Source organism: Gemella sp. GH3 (assembly GCF_013415425.1).
GTDB lineage: Bacteria > Bacillota > Bacilli > Staphylococcales > Gemellaceae > Gemelliphila.
Genome location: NZ_JACBYC010000027.1, coordinates 1 through 707, shown reverse-complemented (window position 1 = coordinate 707; position 707 = coordinate 1). Strand labels below are relative to the sequence as shown.

1 protein-coding gene is annotated in these 707 nt (G+C 41.2%); it reads left to right on the top strand.

Going from position 1 to position 707, the window contains the following annotated elements:
• Window positions 1–707 (top strand): PLP-dependent cysteine synthase family protein (locus HZY83_RS00505; protein ID WP_179942162.1); only part of this gene is annotated, 707 nt, incomplete at both ends.

Here is a 707-nt window from a genome sequence, read left to right as displayed (position 1 = left end):
GTAAAGGATCGTCTAGGAAAATATTTAGTTGAAACGGCAATTGAGGATGGGCGTCTCAAAGAAGGTGGCACAATTGTTGAGGCGACAGCTGGAAACACTGGTATAGGACTTGCCATAGCTGCGAACCGTTTCAGAGTCAAATGCGTTATTTTTGCACCGGAGGGCTTTTCAGAGGAGAAGATCTCAATTATGAAAGCGTTAGGTGCAGATGTTAGGCGAACACCAAAAGTTGACGGTATGATCGGGGCGCAAGAAGAAGCGAAGTCTTATGCTAAAAAATACAATGCGTTGTATATGAATCAATTTGGTACTGAAGACAATCCTGGTGCATATACGAATACCTTAGCCAAACAGATCACTCATCAATTGGACCATATTGATTATTTCGTAGCGGGTGTAGGTTCAGGCGGTACATTTACTGGTGTTGCAAAACATATGACAACACTGGGAGTTAAGAATTATATAGTTGAGCCTCAAGGATCTATTTTGAATGGAGGCCCAATACACGCGCATGCGACAGAGGGCATAGGTTCTGAAAAGTGGCCTACATTCTTAGATAGAGATTTAGTGGATGGCATATTTACTATTTCAGATAAGGATGCCTTTAATAACGTCAAACTCATCGCTAATAAAGAGGGATTACTAGTAGGAAGTTCATCTGGTGCTGCATTGCAAGGTGCCGTAGAATTAAAAAAACACATTAAAAA